We start from the raw sequence: 16044 nt of genomic DNA on the forward strand, positions 1-16044 counted from the left end.
GGATCGTGAGGCCGGTGCCGACGACGGTCAGGGCCGGGCGCGTAGAATCGTCACATGAGCCGATTAGTCCTGATTGACGGGTCCAGTTACCTGTATCGCGCGTTCCACGCGCTTCCGCCGCTGACCAACGCACACGGTGAACCCACCGGCGCGCTGTTCGGTGTGGTCAACATGCTGCGCGCCACCCTGAAGGAGCGCCCTGAGTACGTCGCCTTCGTGGTCGATGCGCCCGGCAAGACCTTCCGTGACGACCTGTATGCCGACTACAAGGCCAACCGCCCGCCGATGCCTGACGACCTGCGGCCGCAGATCGAGCCGATGTGCCGCATCGTCGAGGCGCTGGGCCTGAGCATCCTGCGCATCCCCGGCGTGGAGGCCGACGATGTGATCGGCACGCTGGCCCTGCAGGGCCACCGCGATGGCCTGCAGGTGACCATCTCCACCGGCGACAAGGACTTCGCCCAGCTGGTCCGCCCGGGTATCGAACTGGTCAACACCATGACCGGCAGCCGCATGGATTCGGACGCGGCGGTGATGGAGAAGTTCGGCGTGCGCGCCGACCAGATCGTCGACCTGCTGGCGCTGATGGGCGATGCCGTGGACAACGTGCCCGGCGTGGAGAAGTGCGGCCCCAAGACTGCCGCCAAGTGGCTGGCCGAGTACCAGCACCTGGATGGGGTGATGGCGGCGGCGCCGACCATGAAGGGCAAGATCGGCGAGAACCTGCGCGCGGCACTGGAGCGCCTGCCGCTCAACCGCGAGCTGGTCACGATCCGCACCGATGTGCCGCTGGAGGTCTCGGCGCAGACGCTGCCGCTGCGCGACCCGGACGTGCCGTCGCTGAGCGAGCTGTACCTGCGTTACGGCTTCACCCAGGCGCTGAAGGAGCTGGGCGGCCCCGTGCCGGCCCCGGCCGCTGCCAGCGATGCCCCGGTCAGCCTGCGCGGCACTGCGGCCGGCTACGCCCGTGCCACGCCGGATGAGGCGGTGGTGCCGGTCGATCCGGCGCTCTCCGCCCCCGGCGAGTACGAGATGGTGCTGACCACCGAGCAGCTCGACGCCTGGGTGCAGCGCCTGGCCGATGCCGAGCTGATCTCGTTCGATACCGAGACCGACGCGCTGGACGCCATGCGCGCCAACCTGGTCGGCATCAGCCTGGCGGTCGAGCCGGGCCGGGCGGCCTATATCCCGGTCGGCCACGATTACCCCGGCGCGCCGGCGCAGCTGCCACGCGAGCAGGTGCTGGCCGCGCTGCGTCCTGCCCTGGAAGACCCCTCCAAGAAGAAGCTTGGCCAGCACGGCAAGTACGACCTGCACGTGCTGCGCCGCCACGGCGTGAACCTGCAGGGGTACCACGACGACACCATGCTGGAGAGCTTCGTGCTCAATTCCACCGCCACGCGCCATGACATGGACTCGCTGGCGATGCGCTATCTGGGCTACACCACCATCAAGTTCGAGGAGGTGGCCGGCAAGGGTGCCAAGCAGATCTCGTTCTCGCAGGTGGGCCTGGACGAAGCCTGCCGCTACGCCGCCGAAGATGCCGACGTGACCCTGCGCCTGCACCACGCGCTGCAGCCACAGCTGCGGGCCACGCCCTCGCTGGACAGCGTCTACCGCGACATCGAGATGCCGCTGGTGCCAGTGCTGACCCGCATCGAAGCCAATGGCGTGCACATCGACATGGCCGAACTGCGCCGGCAGAGCCAGGACCTGGGCTCGCGCATGCTGGCCGCCCAGCAGAAGGCCACCGAGCTGGCCGGGCGCACCTTCAACCTGGATTCGCCCAAGCAGCTGCAGGCCGTGCTGTTCGACGAACTCCAGCTGCCGGCGCTGGTGAAGACCCCCAAGGGCCAGCCCAGCACCAATGAAGAGGCGCTGGAGGCGATCGCCGAGCAGCACGAGCTGCCGCGGGTGATCCTGGAGTACCGCGGGCTGGCCAAGCTGCGCAGCACCTACACCGACAAGCTGCCGGAGATGATCAACCAGGACACCGGGCGGGTACACACCAGTTACCACCAGTCCGGTGCCGCCACCGGCCGGCTGTCCTCATCGGACCCGAACCTACAGAACATCCCGATCCGCACCGAGGATGGCCGCCGCATCCGCCGCGCCTTCGTGGCCCCGCCGGGCCGCAAGATCCTGGCCTGCGATTACTCGCAGATCGAGCTGCGGATCATGGCCCACCTCTCCGAGGACCCCGGCCTGGTGCGGGCCTTCGAGCAGGGCGTGGACGTGCACCGGGCGACCGCGGCGGAAGTTTTCAGCCGCAGCCTGGAGGAGGTCACCTCGAACGAGCGCCGGGCCGCCAAGGCGATCAACTTCGGCCTGATGTACGGCATGAGCGCGTTCGGCCTTGCCCGCAACCTGGGCATCGACCGTGGCCAGGCCCAGGATTACGTAGCGCTGTACTTCAGCCGCTACCCGGGCGTGCGCGACTTCATGGAGCGGATGCGCCAGCAGGCCCGCGACCAGGGCTATGTGGAAACCCTGTTCGGCCGCCGCCTGTACCTGAACGACATCAACGCCCGCAACCAAGGCCTGCGGGCGGGTGCTGAACGGGCCGCGATCAATGCCCCGATGCAGGGCACCGCGGCGGACATCATCAAGCGCGCCATGGTGAAGGTGGACAGCTGGCTGCAGGACCACAGCGACCAGGCCAAGATGATTCTGCAGGTTCACGATGAACTGGTGTTCGAAACCGAAAGCAGTTTCCTCGACACCTTGCGTTTGAAAGTGGTTGAACTGATGTCGTCAGCGGCCGAACTGCGCGTGCCGTTGGTGGTGGACGCTGGCGTCGGTGATAACTGGGACGAGGCACATTGAGGCCTGAATCACAGTCAAAACGCTGAATTGGTTCATTGCTTCCCGATAATCTGACTGTTGGATGAATGTTTCCGGGAGGAGCCCAGTATTAATTGGGCGCCTTCACGAACTATCAATGTTCGGAGTGCTTTTATAGACCTCGACAGGCGCAACGCCTGTTGTGGATCTCTCCCATCCCCTGGAGCAGATCTCGGAACGGGGGCTCCTCCCCAAGCGCCCGTTCCCCGGCCCCGCTAACCTCCCCCTGGTTGGCGGGGCTTTTTATTTGTGGCGCCGGAAAACGGCCGCCCGCGATGCCCAACCATTGCCTCTGGCCGGGTGCCGGCCCATGCTGGCCGGACCAGTCGGGGAGAGGCGATGAGCGACCTGTTTGCATTGGCCATGCCGTGGTGGGAATTCATCCTGCGCGCGGTGGTGGTGTACGTGGTGGTGCTGGGCATGGTGCGGCTCTCGGGCAAACGCGCGCTGGGCCAGATCACCCCCTTCGACGTGTTGCTGATCGTGCTGCTGGGCAACGCGGTGCAGAACGCACTGCTGGGCCAGGACACCTCCCTGGGCGGCGGCCTGCTGCTCGCGGCGACGCTGATCTCGATCAACTACGGCGTCGGCTGGCTGACCACGCGCAGCCGTCGGATCGAATCGCTGGTCGAAGGCGAGCCGGTGCTGATCGCACGCGATGGCAAAGTGCTCGACTCGGTACTCAAGCGTGAGCTGGTGACCCCGTCCGATCTGGACGCCGCGCTGCGTCAGCAGGGCTGCCTGACGATCGACGACGTCGCCTTGGCGGTGCTGGAGATCAACGGGCACATCACGATCGTCCCGAAGAAATAACGGGGACGGAGGTAGTTAAGCGCATGCGCTTAACTACCTCCGTCCCCGTTAGAGCCGTTAGAGCCAGTCGCGCGGGACGAGGTAATCGGCCAAACGCGCCTCATCGCTGCCGGCCTCCGGCTGGAAGCCATACTCCCAGCGCACGCGCGGCGGCAGGCTCATCAGGATGCTTTCGCTGCGCCCACCGCTCTGCAGCCCGAACAGGGTGCCGCGGTCGTAGACCAGATTGAACTCGACATAGCGGCCGCGCCGGTACAGCTGGAATTCGCGCTCGCGCTCGCCGTAGGGCGTGTCCTTGCGGCGCTCGACCAGCGGCAGATAGGCGTCCAGGAAACCGTCGCCGACCGCGCGCAGATAGGCGAAATCGCGCTCGAAATCCCCGTGCAGATCGTCAAAGAATAACCCGCCCACGCCGCGCGTCTCGTTGCGGTGGCGCAGGAAGAAATACTCATCGCACCAGCGCTTGTGCGCCGCATAGCGCTCTTGGCCGAAGGGCGCGCACAGATCATGCGCGACCTGGTGCCAGTGCCGCACGTCTTCGTCGATCGGGTAGAACGGGGTGAGGTCGAAGCCACCGCCGAACCACGAGGCCACTGCCACGCCATCGCGCTCGGCGCGGAAGTAGCGCACGTTGGCGTGCGTGGTCGGCAGGTAGGGATTGGCGGGATGGAACACCAGCGAGACGCCGGTGGCGCGCCAGGAAGCCCCGGCCAGCTCCGGCCGGTTCGCCGAGGCCGACGGCGGCAGGCGCGTGCCGGCCACATCGGAGAACCCGATCCCGGCCTGCTCGAACACCGCGCCATCGCGCAGGATGCGGGTCCGGCCACCGCCACCCTCCGCGCGCTGCCAGAGATCTTCAGTGAAGCGGGCCTGGCCGTCGGCGGTTTCAATCGCCGCACAGATGCGGTCCTGCAGGTCGGTCAGATACGCGCGGACGCGGTCGAAATCGTTCATGGGCGCTACTTTACCGCAGGCCGGTGCACGGCCTGCGTGTGCTCACTGGCGCTCAGTGGCCGCTTTTGCGGGTGCTGCTCTTGCTGTTCTTCGTCGTGGTGGGGGCCTCGGCCGGTGCTTTGTCGTCGTCCGCTTCGGCATCGGGCTCGGTCGTCATGCGCTCGGCAATCTGTTCCAGCCCGGCGCTGACCCGCATCAGGCCCCAGTTGCGGGTCGCGTGCACATCGCAGGCCACATGGGTGCCTTTGCCATCCTTCGCGCACAGGGCGGCCATCTGTTCGGGCAGCGCCTCGTCACCGGTGTGCTCGTAGACGCTGGCCAGGTTCTCGCAGCCTTCGCGTACGCCAGCGGTGCACAGCTTCATGTAGAAGGGCGCCGCCTCGGCCCAGCGGTTGCGCAGCGCCAGTTGGTGACCGGCGGCATTGCAGCCCTGCAGCTTGCCGGCCGCGCAGCACGCCTGCGCACCGCCCTCGCGGCCGAGCGTCGGGCAATCCTGCGGCAGCGGGGTTTCGACGAAGATCACCGGCGCGCTGCACTGCTGCGCCTCGCCGGTGCGCTCGTAGTAGCTGAAGCGGTTCCAGCTGTCCATGCCGATCAGGTTGCCGTTGGCCAGGCGCTTGAACACGAAGTCGTCGCCCTGGTCGTGGCGCACGCGGATGTCGCCATCGACCAGCCGCGCGCGCAGCTTGCCGCCGAAGCCGCTGTCGATCATGCCGCCATCGCCGAACGGCAGATGGTCCATCAGGCCCTGGCTGGCCACGTAGCTGCCGCAGGGCAGGGCAGTGGCTGTCACCGGGGTCAGTGCCTTGGCATCCAGCGTGGCCAGCGGCGCTGCACGCTCACAGGCGCGCGGGTCCCTGCCCAGGGCGCACGCCCGTTGCAGTGCATCGCGGGCCGGGATCAGGCGGCCGGCGTCCCACAACGTCTCGGCAGCGTTGGCACAGAATGTGCCGCTGGTCTGTGCCCGGCACAGGGTGGTGATCTCATCGAGCTGTATGGCCGGCAGCGGTGACGCCTTGGCTGCGCTGAGCCCGCCAAGCAGCGCCTTGGCCAGGGCTTGTCCCATCGCGTCGCGCGCGGCCTCCAGACAGGCAGCCTGGTCGTACTCCGCGGACGCGGGTTTGCAGACCTCCGGCTCGGGCAGTTCCGGAGTATCGTCCCGGGTCGCCGCCAGCGTCCTGGCCTCGCGCGCTTCGGACTGGAAATTGGCCAGCAGGCGCTTGCAGGCGGCCGGGACATCCTCGCGGCACCACTGCCGCAGGCGGTCGTTGCTGGCAAAGAGCGTGTCGTTCAGGCAGGTGCCGATCTCGGCCCGGCACGATCGGGCTGGAAATACCGCAGCGGGGTGACAGGTGGCCGCCTTCTGCAAGCGGTATTCGTTGAAGCGGTCACTCAGCAGGCGACCGCCTTCCTGCACGTTCAGCGATCCGACACCGCCGTTGTCGAGGTCGGCCAACTTCAGTTCGTCACCGATGCGGCTGAGGATGTAAGGCTCGGGCGCCTGGCCGGGAATCTGCCGAACGCCCTCGTTGGCGCTGTGCAGGGTCAACGTGGTGCCGCTGTCCTTGGCCACGAACGTGCCACAGACCATGGCCTGGGCCGCTGCCGGCAGGCTGACCGCCGTGAGCAGGGTGAACAGGGTCGCGCGCCAGCCGTGGCGGCGCAGAAGGGGGAGGCAAACAGTCACACGATCATCCTTGCAGGTCGTGCAGCGCACCGTGGCGCTGCGGGAAACAGGTCAGCGGCGGAACAGCGCACGTACATCGGCCGCGCACAAGCGCACGATCAGCCAGCCCTGCAGTACCGCGAAGGCCATCGCGGTCATGCCGGCGAGGCCGCTGCAGATCACGCGCTGCACGCGCAGCTCACTGCGCAGCTTGAGCAGTTCGATCGACAGGGTGTCACCGGGTATCTGCGCCAGCAGGTGGCGGAAGGCATCGTCCAGCAACCACGCGGCGATCACGTTGAGCACGGCGGTGACCGCCAGCAGCACGATGAACAGTGCCCACGCCCAGCGCCAGCGACGCAGCATCCCCCAGCACGCCGCAATGCCCAGCAGGCTCGACACGCACAGCAGTACGTTGGCCAGCACCGGGTGGGTGAGCAGCCAGCGCAGCGAGCCGGGCAGCCAGTGCAGGTCCTCATCGGCCAGCAGCGCCTGCAGCGCCTCCGAGCCCGACAGGGGGATCGCAATCAGTGCCAGCACCGCCCACATCGCGGCCGTGACCAGGCAGACCAGCAGCACGGACTTGAGCAGGGGTGCGAGAAACGCAGGTGCACCATCCCCGCTGGGGTGTGGCGTGCAGGAAGGCAATTGCGGGGGAAGCGACGCTGACATCCGGTGTCCTGGTTGGGCAGGCCGCGACGTCTAGGTCGCAGCCACCGCGTTCGCGGCCGCGGGCAGGATATGGTCTGCGCTCAACGGTGCCAAGCGCACCCCATGCGGCGGGCGCAGCGGCACCCAGGCCAGTTCGGCGATCTCCGCCTGTGCGCGGGGCATGCCGATGACCCTCACCAGATAGGCATGTGCCCGTACGCGGTGCCCGGCCTCGTGCACCGCCCATGCCTCGAACCGGCCCAGCGGTACAGCACTGGCAGGGTCCAGGGCGACCCCGAGTTCTTCGTGCAGCTCACGCGCCAAGGCAACCAACGGTGCTTCGCCGGGCTCGGGCTTGCCGCCGGGTTGGATGAAGGTGTCCGAGCCGTGTTTGCGCACCACCAGCACACGGCCACTGGCGTCGAAAACGACCGCGGCGACGATATCGATCGTCGCCGCGGCGTGCTGCCCGTCAGTAGAAACCGACGTCATCGCTGGATTACTTCAGGTTCTCTTCGAACAGCTTGAGGATGCGCTTGTACTGGTCCAGCCAGGAATCGGCACGCACATAGCCGTGGCGTTCCAGCGGGTACGGCGCGATCGTCCAGTTGTCCTTGTGCAGCTCGATCAGCTTCTGGGTGAGGTTGACCGAGTCCTGGAAGAACACGTTGTCGTCCATCATCCCGTGCGCGATCAGCAGGTGATCCTGCAGGCCTTCGGCGTATTCGATCGGCGACGATGTGCGGTACGCCTCCGGGTCGATGTCCGGGGTGTTGAGGATGTTGGCGGTGTAGCCGTGGTTGTACTGGTGCCAATCGACCACCGGGCGCAGCGCCGCGCCGGCCTTGAACGTGCCCGGCGAGCGGAACAGCGCCATGAAGGTCATGAAGCCGCCGTAGGAACCGCCGTAGATGCCGGCGTGGTCACGGTCGCCCTGCTTGGTGGCGACCAGCCAATCCAGGCCGTCCTTGTAGTCTTCCAGTTCCGGGTGGCCCATGTTGCGGTAGATCGCCGTGCGCCAGTCGCGGCCGTAGCCGGCGCTGCCGCGGTAATCCATGTCCAGCACCACGTAGCCCTTCTGCACCAGCAGGTTGTGGAACATCTGCTCGCGGAAGTAGGCCGGGTACTGCTGGTGTACGTTCTGCAGGTAACCGGCGCCGTGCACGAACATGGCGATCGGGTACTGTTTGCCCGGCTCGAAGGTCTCCGGGCCGTAGTACTTGGCCCAGACCACGCCGGCACCGTGCTTGGACGGCACCTGCACCAGCTTGGGCTGGACCCACTCGCGCGCCTTGAACTCGGCGGTGCGGGTGTCGGTCAGCACCTTGGCCTGGCCACCGGCAGCGGGCACCACGGCCAGCTGGGTCGGCAGGTAGGCGCCGGAGTAACGCACCAGCAGCTGCTGGCCGTCCGGGGACAGCGAGAAGTCTTCCACGCCGTTGAGCGAGGTCAGCTCACGCACCTGCTTGCTGGCGTTGTCCACCGCGCACACTTCGTAGTCGCCCGGCGACTGCTGGTTGCACAGGAAGTAGAAGCCGCGGCCGTCGGCGCTGGGTACCGGCATCGAGGTTTCCCACTTGCCGCCGGTCAGCGCCTGCGGCCTGGCCGTGCCCTGCTGGGTGTACAGGTGCGAGTAGCCCGATTCCTCGGACAGCAGCCACAGCGTGCGGTTGTCGTTGGACCAGCCGAAATCGTTGAAGCTCCAGTTGATCCAGGCGCTGTCGGTCAGACGATGACGCGTTTCCAGCTTGGCGCTGGCCGGGGTCACGCTGGCGATCCAGCGATCCTTGTTGTCGTTGGCGCGCAGCATGATCGCGGCCTGCTGACCATCGGGGCTCCAGCGGATGCCGGGCGCGCCGGGGCCACCAAGCACTTCCACCGGGCGGTTGCCCTTGAGGGCGTCCTTGCCAGCGGCCTTGCGCAGCGCGGCCAGCGGATCGGTGCCGATGCCCGGCAGGCCGTCCATCGACAGCGGCTTGACCGTACCAGCGACGGCATCGACCAGCCACAGAGCATTCGGCTCCGGATCGTTGCGGCCCACGCGGGTGCGGGTGTCCTCGAACTCTTCGTAACCCGACTCGGTCACGTACTTGGGCATCTTGCCGCCGCGGCCTTCATCGAAGCTCTTCGGCTTGGTGACCACGATCAGGGTGCGTGCATCGGGTGAGAGCACGCTGTCGACGATCTCCACATCCGCACCCAGATACACCGGGCCCGGTGCGCGGGTGCCATCGGCGCGGCGCCAGCTGGCTTCCTGTGCCTTGAGCGTCTCGCGCTGGGCGCGATCATTGCGCAGCGTGGCCAGGGTACGCAGCTGCTGTTCGCGCAGGGTATCGGCCTTGGGCGCATCGTCCGGATTCTTCTCGGCCTTCAGGCTGGCGACCTGCTGCACGCCGGCTGCGGCCGTCCAATGGAACCAATTCTGGCCGGTGCGCCAGATCACACCGCCGTCGCGGGCGAAATTGACCGCGACGGACTTCTCGGTGCTGCGGGTCAGCTGGGTCAGGGCGCCGCTGCGCAGGTCGCGCACGAACACATCGCCGTTGCGCACGAAGGCCGAGCGCTGGCGCGCGCTGTCGTAGACCGGGCTGTCCACATCCAGGGTGCCGCGCTGGTCATCGCCCACCTGTGCGGCCACGCCACCGGCGACCGGCTGGCGGAAGGTATCGCGCACCGGGCTGCCGTTGCGCTTGAGCTGGTACTCGACCTGCTGGCTGTTCCAGGACCACCAGGCGCTCTCGACCGGCGGACCGATCCAGTCCGGGTCGGCCATGGCCTGCTCGATGGTGATCGGCGTCGGCGCCGCATGGGCAGCACCGCCGAGGGCGGCGAGCAGCAGCAGGGACAAAGGCAGCGTTCTGGGCATTGCGGGCGGCACCAATGAGGAAAACCCGGCAAGCGTAGCAGCCGCAAGGGCCGCAGGAAGGGGCCACAGGTCATGGGCGTGTGCTCGCGCGGAAGGCAAGCGGTGGTCGGTGGGTTGGGCGCTGGGGCCCCATACCCTTTCCGGCGAATGTCCCCCGGCGTCGGCCTGCGGCCGACCCCTCCTCCTTTATTTCGCCTCCAAGGGTATGGGGCCCCAGCGCCCAACCCACCGACAGGCCCCGAAAAGCCTGGCTTCCCCTGCCGGCCGCGAAAGGGCCCTCACGCTCGCGGTAGCCCCTGCGACAAAGTGAAGCAGCGCGTCACCGGGTCGCATGTGCCTTTCACGGATACAGGCCCAGACTGGTGCGGATTTCAGAAGCCAGTCGGAGGCGTCTCTTGGACGCGTTGTTGTTGTCCCGGATCCAGTTCGGGTTCGTCATCAGTTTCCACGTGCTGTTCCCGGCCTTCACGATCGGTACCGCCAGCTGGCTGGCTTTTGTCGAATCGCGCTGGCTGCGCACCGGCAATCCGGTCTGGCGCGAGCTGTATTTCTTCTGGCAGAAGATCTTCGCGGTCTCCTTTGGGATGGGCGTGGTCAGCGGGATCGTCATGGCCTTCCAGTTCGGCACCAACTGGCCCCGGCTGAGCGAGGTCGCCGGCACGGTGATCGGCCCGCTGCTGACCTATGAAGTGCTCACGGCGTTCTTCCTGGAAGCCAGCTTCCTGGGCGTGATGATGTTCGGCTGGGGCAAGGTCTCGCCGCGCCTGCATTTCTTCTCCACCTGCATGGTGGCGCTGGGCACGCTGGTCTCCACGTTCTGGATCCTGTCCTCCAACAGCTGGCTGCAGACGCCGGCCGGCTACACGATGGTCGATGGCATCGTGCACCCGGACAGCTGGTGGCAGATTGTCTTCAACCCGTCCTTCCCCTACCGCCTGGCGCACATGGCGCTGGGCTCGTTCATCACCACCTGCTTCGTGATTGGCGGCGTGGGCGCGTGGTACCTGCGAAAGGATGTGCACCGCGAAGCCGGCCGCAAGATGCTGCTGGCGGCGGTGGGCTTCGCCGCGCTGACGGTGCCGGTACAGATCTTCGTCGGCGACATGCATGGCCTGAATACCCTCAAGCACCAGCCGATGAAGATCGCGGCGATGGAAGCGCATTGGCATTCCGAAGGCGAGGGCAAGGGTGTCCCGCTGGTGGTGTTCGCGGTGCCCAATGAAAAGGCCGAGCGCAACGACTACGAAATCGCGATCCCGCGCCTGGGCAGCCTGATCCTCACTCATTCGTTGGACGGCACCTTCGATCCGCTCACCTCGGTGCCTGCCAGCGATCGCCCGCCGGTGGTGCCGGTGTTCTTCGCGTTCCGGGTGATGGTCGGGCTGGGCACGCTGATGCTGCTGCTGGCCTGGGTTTCGGCGTTCCAGTGGTGGCGCGGCAAGTTGCTGCAGTCGCGCTGGCTGATCCGCGGCTGGAACTGGATGCTGCCCAGCGGCTTCATCGCGCTGATCTCCGGGTGGTTCGTGACCGAGATGGGCCGGCAACCGTGGGTGGTCTATGGCGTGCTGCGCACCGCCGATGCCGTCGGCCCACAGAGTGCGTGGATGACGGCGCTGTCGCTGGGCGTGTACATCGTCGGCTATGCGTTCGTGTTCGGCTGGGGCGTCTGGTACCTGGTGAAGATCATCCGCACCGGTCCCAAGCCGCATGAGCCTGCACCGAAGCTGGATGCCGGCAGCCACACCCCTGCGCGGCCGCTGTCCGGTGCCGATGAACCGCTGGAGGAACGCTGAGATGGAGATGACAACCTGGCTGCCGGTGGCATGGTTCGCGGTGATCGGCTTTGGTGTGCTGATGTACGTGGTGCTGGATGGCTTCGTGCTCGGCATCGGCATCCTCGCGCCGATGGCCGAGGATGAAGAACAGCTGGACATCATGATGAACACTGCCGCCCCGATCTGGGACGGCAACGAAACCTGGCTGGTACTGGGCGGGGCCGGGCTGATGGCCGCCTTCCCCAAGGCCTACGCCGCGCTGCTGTCGGCGCTGTACCTGCCGGTCCTGTTGCTGGTGGTCGCGCTGGTGTTCCGCGGCGTCGCCTTCGAGTTCCGCTTCAAGGCGCACCGCTCGCGCAGGCTGTGGAGCGTGGCCTTTGGCCTGGGCTCGCTGCTGGCCGCCTTCGCGCAGGGCGTGATCCTGGGCGCACTCGTGCAGGGTCTGCAGGTGGTGGATGGCCGCTACGTGGGCGGCGCCTTCAGCTGGTTCAGCCCGTTCTCGATGCTGACCGGCGCAGCGGTGGTGTTTGGCTACGCGCTGCTCGGCAGTACCTGGTTGATCCTCAAGACCGAAGGCCGCGAGCAGACGTTCGCACGCACCTTGACCCGCCCGCTGGTGGTGGCGGTGATCGTGTTCATGGGCTTGGTGAGCGCGTGGTTGCCGTTCCTGGATTCACGCCTGATGGCGCGCTGGTTCAGCGATGGCAACTTCTGGTGGCTGTCGCCGGTGCCGTTGCTGACGTTGGCCGTGGCCACCGCGCTGTGGCGCAGCGCGATGCATCCCAAGCGCGATCTGCCGCCGTTCCTGTTGACGCTGGCGCTGTTCATCCTCGGCTTCATCGGCCTGGTGCTGGGCATGTGGCCGTATCTGCTGCCGCCGAGCATGACGTTGTGGCAGGCCGCCGCGCCGGCCTCGTCGCTGAGCTTCAGCCTGGTCGGGCTGGTGATCCTGCTGCCGGTGATCCTGGGTTACACGGCGTGGTCATACCGGGTGTTCCGCGGCAAGGTTCGGGCGGATGTGGGGTATCACTGAGGCGGTGTGACCGCTTGCCGCGCGTCACTGTTCCGTGTGGGTCGAGGGCTGCCTCGGCGGCGGGAAGGGTCAACCGCATAAAAACGGGTCAAGAGCAGCCGACCAGCGGTCGGCACTACACGGAACTGCAATCAGCGGAGCTGAACTGCGACCAGCGAAGACTCAGCCGTGCAGCCCTTCAATCTCCACCAGCAGCTCCGCCCGGCAGACTTCCGCATGCAACACCACGAACGGCGGCGCCGTCGGAAGCGCCGCCATCTGCGCCGCCACCGCCCCCATATCCTCCGCGCGCCGCACATACACCTTCAGCACCGACGTCGACCCCAGCATCGGTGACAGCGACGGCCGCTGACCGCGCGCCGTATCCACCAGACTCTGCAGATTCCTCAGCGTCTCCCGCAACTGATCATCCACCGCCCCCGTGTGCTGCGACACATGCCCCACGATCGCCGCCGTCCCCGACTGCAGCAACGGCAGCCCCGTCGCCAAGGGCGGCAGCAGCGCCCGCGAGAAACTCGGCGACTGCGGCCCGTACTGGCGTGGATAACGGAACGCGCTCACCTGGCGCGGATTCTCCAGCGGCTGGCCCGGCTCGCGCGCTGCCAGCCAATACACCTGCAGCCGGCGCTCACCGTCGAAACGACCGATGCAGGTTGCCGCCGGCAACGCGGCCTCATCCAGCTCCCGCAGGCCCCGCACGCGGCCCACGCAGAAACGTCGATAGCGCTCATCATCGCCATCGCCTTCGGTCACCGCGTCGAGATAGTTCCAGGTCCGCAGCAGGTGCGGATAACCGCAGCGCGAGAGGAACGCGCTCATCCGCGCGTAGGCCTCGGTCGCGGCCGACTCGATGTCGCTGTCGATCTCGTCGATCTCCAGCACCCCGAACAGCAGGCCGTCGGTGTGCGACCAGCGCACGCCCTCGGTGATGCCGTGCTCGACCGGGGTGCTACCGCGCCAGACCTCGATCCGCCCCGGGCCGTGTTCGGCCAGCGGTACGTGCAGCCAGCGCGGGTCCTCCAGCGCGGCGTGGCGCAGACCAAAGCCGAAGACGGCCAGCGTGCACGGGTCGGCCAGCGCGGCATCGCGGTCCGCGGCCGGGGCATAGGCGACACGGAACAACGCGGGTCCGGGGGAAGGGGAAGCGATGGCCGGGTCCGCTGCGGTGTTGATCGTGTTGCTCATTTCAGAATGTGAATGCTGCCAGTGCCGAGAGTGTCATGATAGCGTGCGCACCTTTATCGGCACCGCGTCCGGTGCCGGACGCTGTCGACGACAGGCGTGGGCCGGCTGGCATGGGGGAGCCGCTCCGCGTTGCCATCATGGCGCGTGCCCGTCCTGGTACCCATCCATCATGTTGGCGTGAATGATCGAGTTTTCAGTATTGGATTGGTCGGCCTGGGCGCCGGGCATCACCACCCGGGAACAGTGGCAGGCGTGGGCGAACGCCCCCTGGCTGCCGACCGGTGAGGACACCCCGGCATTGTCCGAAGTGCCGGCCATGCAGCGCCGCCGGATCGAGCGGTTGGGGCGCATGGCGATCCAGACTGCCTGCTGGTGCGAGCAGCCTGACGACGGTGGCCAGGTGCCACTGGTGTTTGCCTCGCGGCATGGCGACGTGGCCCGCTCGATGGAACTGCTCAACACCCTGAGCGCGGACCAGCCGATGTCGCCGACGGCCTTCGGCCTGTCGGTGCACAACGCGATTGCCGCGCTGTATTCGATCGCCCGCGGGCATCGCGGCAACTATCTGGCGCTTGCCGCCGGCCGCGCCACGGTCGAGACCGCCTGCATCGAGGCCTTCGGGCTGCTGGCCGACGGCGCGCCCGAGGTGCGTCTGGTGGTCTATGAATCCGCCTTGCCGCCGGTCTACGCGGGCTTCGCCGACGAGCCGGACCCGTTCTTTGCGTGGTGCTGGCGGCTGGGGCCGGCCGACGGTCCGGGCACCCGGCTGTCGCTGGGCTGGGGCGCCGGTGGCGAAGACCGCCCCTCCGAGGGGCTGCCGCATGGCTTGGACGTGCTGCGCTTCCTGCTGGCCGGTGAAACGGCACTGGCGCTGGATGCCGATGGCCAACGCTGGACCTGGCAACGCCATGGCTGAGCGCTGGCCGGCCCGGATCAACCATGCCTGGCGGGTGCTTGGCACGGGGCTGAGCTTTGCCGCCTTCGGGATCGGGGGGCTGGTGCTGGGCGGCCTGTTGTTCCTGTCGCTGCTGCTGATCCGCGATCCGGTGCGCCGGCGCGTCTTGGCGCGCCGCCTGGTCCAGGGCAGCTTCGCCACCCACGTTGGCCTGATGCGCCGGCTCGGGTTGATGACCTATGAGATCCGCGGGGGGGAGCGCCTGCAGCGCAACGGCCTGCTGATCCTGGCCAATCACCCGACCCTGATCGACGTGGTGCTGCTGATCGCCCAGCTGCCCAATGCCGATTGCGTGGTCAAGCAGGCCGTGGCGCGCAACCCGTTCATGCGCGGCCCGGTCCGCGCGGCCGGCTATGTCTCCAACGACGACGGGGCGGGCCTGATCGATGACTGCATCGCGGCGGTCCAGGCCGGCGGCAATCTGGTGATCTTCCCGGAAGGCACCCGAACCGTGCCGGGCCAGCCGCTGCGGCTGCAGCGCGGGGCCGCCAACATCGCGGTGCGGGGCCGGCTGGACATCACGCCGGTCCGGATCACCTGCACCCCGCTGACCCTGACCAAGGGCCAGAAATGGTATCGTGTGCCATCACGGCGATTTCACGTTCAGCTGGAAGTCGGGGAGGATCTCCCGATTGCCCCGTTTCTGAACGAGACCGGCGATGCGCCCAGGGGGGATGCCTTGGCCGCCCGGCGTGTGACCGACCATCTTGCCCATTACTTCGACTTCGCTGGAGACCCGACCCGTGCAAGCACTTGAGCACGAGATCAAGGAATTGATCATTTCATCGCTTTCACTGGAAGACATCACTCCCGAAGACATCGATTCCGCCGCGCCCCTGTTCGTTGAAGGGCTGGGCCTGGATTCGATCGACGCGCTGGAACTTGGATTGGCCCTGCAGAAAAAGTACGGTGTCAGCCTGTCAGCCGATTCGGAAGAGACCCGTCGCCATTTCTCCAGCGTGCGTGCCCTGAGCGAGTTTGTCGCCGCACGCCAGCCGTCCTAACGGCGCGTCAGGATTTACCCATGACCAAGAACGAACTTTTCGAGCGCATCGTCAAGATCCTCAAGGACAGCTTTGAGATCGAGCCGAGCCGTATCACGCCCGCCGCGCGGCTGTATGACGACCTGGACATCGACAGCATCGACGCGGTCGACCTGATCGTGCAGCTCAAGCCGCTGCTCGGCCGCAATCTGCAGCCGGAAGCGTTCAAACAGGTGCGCACCGTGCAGGACATCGTGGATGTGGTGCACGGGCTGTTGCCCGGTCAAGCGGCCGCCTGACGGCCATCGCTGAAGACTGA

14 protein-coding genes are annotated in these 16044 nt (G+C 67.1%); 8 read left to right on the forward strand and 6 right to left on the reverse strand.

The window, feature by feature from the left end; all coding sequences use genetic code 11:
• Nucleotides 1-54 precede the first annotated feature (54 nt).
• Together polA and K4043_RS06135 are read left to right on the forward strand one after the other, a co-directional pair.
• Complete coding sequence (gene polA / locus K4043_RS06130) at nt 55-2826, forward strand: DNA polymerase I (protein WP_265308603.1); 2772 nt, start codon at nt 55-57, stop codon at nt 2824-2826.
• A gap of 357 nt (nt 2827-3183) precedes the next feature.
• Nucleotides 3184-3657 (forward strand): YetF domain-containing protein, encoded by a 474-nt coding sequence (locus tag K4043_RS06135; protein ID WP_123729821.1) that lies wholly within the window; start codon nt 3184-3186, stop codon nt 3655-3657.
• Nucleotides 3658-3714: 57 nt separating this feature from the next.
• On the opposite strand, the gene hemF is transcribed toward K4043_RS06135, so the two are convergent.
• The 5 genes from hemF to K4043_RS06160 are packed head-to-tail and all read right to left on the reverse strand — an operon-like array spanning nt 3715 to nt 9794.
• The gene (hemF, locus tag K4043_RS06140; RefSeq protein ID WP_265308605.1) at nt 3715-4611 is read right to left on the reverse strand and encodes an oxygen-dependent coproporphyrinogen oxidase; all 897 of its coding nucleotides are present in this window, start codon (nt 4609-4611) and stop codon (nt 3715-3717) included.
• Nucleotides 4612-4663: 52 nt separating this feature from the next.
• Nucleotides 4664-6298: a hypothetical protein gene (locus K4043_RS06145; RefSeq protein WP_265308606.1), complete on the reverse strand. Its 1635-nt coding sequence runs from the start codon at nt 6296-6298 to the stop codon at nt 4664-4666.
• A 51-nt stretch (nt 6299-6349) separates the two neighbouring features.
• Nucleotides 6350-6949, reverse strand: a complete 600-nt coding sequence (locus tag K4043_RS06150) for a hypothetical protein (RefSeq protein ID WP_265308607.1) — start codon at nt 6947-6949, stop codon at nt 6350-6352.
• Between the two features lie 30 nt (nt 6950-6979).
• The gene (locus K4043_RS06155) at nt 6980-7420 is read right to left on the reverse strand and encodes an NUDIX domain-containing protein (RefSeq protein ID WP_265308608.1); all 441 of its coding nucleotides are present in this window, start codon (nt 7418-7420) and stop codon (nt 6980-6982) included.
• A 7-nt stretch (nt 7421-7427) separates the two neighbouring features.
• A complete protein-coding gene (locus K4043_RS06160) occupies nt 7428-9794 on the reverse strand; it encodes a prolyl oligopeptidase family serine peptidase (protein WP_265308610.1) in 2367 nt (788 codons plus the stop codon).
• Nucleotides 9795-10189: 395 nt separating this feature from the next.
• On the opposite strand from K4043_RS06160, the gene K4043_RS06165 reads away from it, so the two are divergent.
• Nucleotides 10190-11587 carry a cytochrome ubiquinol oxidase subunit I gene (locus K4043_RS06165; RefSeq protein ID WP_123729827.1) on the forward strand — a complete coding sequence of 466 codons (1398 nt, stop codon included), beginning with the start codon at nt 10190-10192 and terminating at the stop codon, nt 11585-11587.
• A 1-nt stretch (nt 11588) separates the two neighbouring features.
• A complete protein-coding gene (gene cydB, locus K4043_RS06170; protein ID WP_265308611.1) occupies nt 11589-12602 on the forward strand; it encodes a cytochrome d ubiquinol oxidase subunit II in 1014 nt (337 codons plus the stop codon).
• Between the two features lie 162 nt (nt 12603-12764).
• Here cydB and K4043_RS06175 read toward each other — a convergent pair whose 3' ends face one another.
• Nucleotides 12765-13787: a pteridine-dependent deoxygenase gene (locus tag K4043_RS06175; RefSeq protein WP_260232236.1), complete on the reverse strand. Its 1023-nt coding sequence runs from the start codon at nt 13785-13787 to the stop codon at nt 12765-12767.
• A 181-nt stretch (nt 13788-13968) separates the two neighbouring features.
• On the opposite strand from K4043_RS06175, the gene K4043_RS06180 reads away from it, so the two are divergent.
• The 4 genes from K4043_RS06180 to K4043_RS06195 are packed head-to-tail and all read left to right on the forward strand — an operon-like array spanning nt 13969 to nt 16024.
• Complete coding sequence (locus K4043_RS06180; RefSeq protein WP_265308612.1) at nt 13969-14703, forward strand: beta-ketoacyl synthase chain length factor; 735 nt, start codon at nt 13969-13971, stop codon at nt 14701-14703.
• Nucleotides 14696-15499: a lysophospholipid acyltransferase family protein gene (locus K4043_RS06185; protein WP_123729830.1), complete on the forward strand. Its 804-nt coding sequence runs from the start codon at nt 14696-14698 to the stop codon at nt 15497-15499. Before K4043_RS06180 ends, K4043_RS06185 begins: the two co-directional genes overlap by 8 nt.
• The gene (locus K4043_RS06190; RefSeq protein ID WP_019185497.1) at nt 15486-15746 is read left to right on the forward strand and encodes a phosphopantetheine-binding protein; all 261 of its coding nucleotides are present in this window, start codon (nt 15486-15488) and stop codon (nt 15744-15746) included. Before K4043_RS06185 ends, K4043_RS06190 begins: the two co-directional genes overlap by 14 nt.
• Before the next feature lie 20 nt (nt 15747-15766).
• Nucleotides 15767-16024 (forward strand): acyl carrier protein, encoded by a 258-nt coding sequence (locus K4043_RS06195; RefSeq protein ID WP_019185496.1) that lies wholly within the window; start codon nt 15767-15769, stop codon nt 16022-16024.
• Nucleotides 16025-16044: the final 20 nt, after the last annotated feature.

Origin of the sequence: Stenotrophomonas sp. SRS1 (genome assembly GCF_026130205.1) — a bacterium.
Lineage (GTDB): Bacteria > Pseudomonadota > Gammaproteobacteria > Xanthomonadales > Xanthomonadaceae > Stenotrophomonas > Stenotrophomonas rhizophila_B.